The sequence below is a fragment of the Kitasatospora sp. NPDC059722 genome (genome assembly GCF_042733235.1).
Taxonomy (GTDB): Bacteria; Actinomycetota; Actinomycetes; order Streptomycetales; family Streptomycetaceae; genus Kitasatospora.
The window spans coordinates 1-1,842 of record NZ_JBHWGD010000277.1 but is presented as its reverse complement, the minus strand read 5'-3'; the positions used below and the strand labels follow the sequence as shown (position 1 = coordinate 1,842).

Below are 1,842 nucleotides of genomic sequence, written 5' to 3'. Positions count from 1 at the left end.
GGGCTGCGGGGGCGCCGCCGGCGGGCGGGAAGCTGCGCGGGATTGGCCACGCGCCCGGCGCGGGGGCGGCGGGCGCCGGAGGGGCTGCGGGGGCCGGGGCCGGGGCTGCGACCGGGGCCTCCTGGACAGGTGCAGGAGCCGGAGCCGGGACGTCCGCTGCGGGCGGCGCCACCACCGGTGCCACCACCGGTGCTGCCACCGCGGGGGCGGCCATCACGGGCGCCGCCATCACGGGCGCGGCCGTGCCCGGTACCGCCATCGGCGCGGCGAAACCGCCCGCCGCCGCCCGCCGCTCCAGCTTGTCGAGCCGTGCCTGGAGCGACAGCTCGTCGCTGTAGGCGCCGGGCAGCATCACGCGGGCGCAGATCAGCTCCAGCTGGAGCCGGGGGGCCGCGTTGCCGCGCATCTCGGTCAGCCCGGTGTTGACGATGTCGGCGGCCCGGCTGAGCTCGGCCGCCCCGAAGGCGTCCGCCTGGGCCTGCATCACGGCGACGCGGTCGGCGGGGGCGTCGATCAGCCCCTTCTCACCCGCCTCCGGCACGGTGGCGAGGATCACGAGGTCGCGCAGTCGCTCCAGCAGGTCCGTGACGAACCGGCGCGGGTCGTGCCCGCCCTCGACCACCCGGTCGATCACCTGGAACACCGTCGCGCCGTCCTGCGCGGCGAAGGCGTCCACCACCTCGTCCAGCAGCGCCGAGTCCGTGTACCCGAGCAGCGCCGTCGCCATCTGGTACGTCACGCCGCCCTCGGTGGCGCCGGCCAGCAGCTGGTCCATGACCGACATCGAGTCGCGCACGGACCCGGCGCCGGCCCGGACGACGAGCGGGAACACCGCGTCCTCGACCTGGATGCCCTCCCGGCCGCAGACCTCGGCCAGGTAGTCGCGCAGCGTGCCGGGCGGGACCAGCCGGAACGGGTAGTGGTGCGTCCGGGACCGGATCGTCCCGATGACCTTCTCCGGCTCGGTGGTCGCGAAGATGAACTTGAGGTGCTCCGGCGGCTCCTCCACCACCTTGAGCAGCGCGTTGAACCCGGCCGAGGTCACCATGTGCGCCTCGTCCAGGATGAAGATCTTGTACCGGCTGTGCACCGGCGCGAAGAACGCCCGCTCGCGCAGCTCGCGCGCGTCGTCCACACCACCGTGCGACGCGGCGTCGATCTCGATCACGTCGATCGACCCGGGCCCGCCCGTGGCGAGGTCCCGGCAGGACTGGCACTCGCCGCAGGGCGTCGGCGTGGGCCCCTGCTCACAGTTCAGACAGCGGGCCAGGATGCGTGCGCTCGTCGTCTTCCCACAGCCGCGCGGCCCGCTGAACAGGTACGCGTGGTTGACCCTGTTGTTGCGCAGGGCCTGCTGGAGCGGAGCGGTCACGTGCTCCTGCCCGATGACCTCCGCGAAGGTCTCGGGGCGGTAGCGGCGGTACAGGGCTAGGGACACACCCCCGACGATATCGGGACGGACCGACAAACGCGGCACCCCTCGTCCCACCCGCAGCCCCTTGGAAGGCCCTCCGGGAACGCAAAGACCCCCCGTGCACCCGCCAGAGCCCTCCTACCCTTGCTGCCTTCCGGCCCTGGGGGGGTTCAGAGAGATAACGCCACACGAGGGGCTGCCCCCAACACTACCGGATCCCAGCCCCGACGATCCACAGGCCACCCCCACCTCCCCACCTCGGGATAGCTGGTCGCGAGCACCCCAAAACATGTACTAAGCTCTCCCACGGAGGATTCGCCTAGAGGCCTAGGGCGCACGCTTGGAAAGCGTGTTGGGGGCAACCCCTCACGAGTTCGAATCTCGTATCCTCCGCCTTTGCCTAGCAAGGCAGTTGAAGGCCCCGACCG

At 72.4% G+C, this 1,842-nt stretch carries 1 protein-coding gene, 1 tRNA gene and 1 other RNA gene; 1 reads left to right on the top strand and 2 read right to left on the bottom strand.

Annotation, left to right across the window (positions count from 1 at the left end; genetic code table 11):
* Both ACFV4F_RS43250 and ffs read right to left on the bottom strand, forming a co-directional pair.
* Positions 1–1,438 (bottom strand): DNA polymerase III subunit gamma and tau (locus ACFV4F_RS43250; protein ID WP_380511524.1); only part of this gene is annotated, 1,438 nt, incomplete at its 3' end.
* An 83-nt stretch (positions 1,439–1,521) separates the two neighbouring features.
* Positions 1,522–1,612, bottom strand: an RNA gene (gene ffs, locus ACFV4F_RS43245) — signal recognition particle sRNA small type.
* A 110-nt stretch (positions 1,613–1,722) separates the two neighbouring features.
* Here ffs and ACFV4F_RS43240 point away from each other — a divergent pair.
* Positions 1,723–1,807: transfer RNA gene (locus ACFV4F_RS43240), tRNA-Ser, on the top strand.
* Positions 1,808–1,842 lie beyond the last annotated feature (35 nt).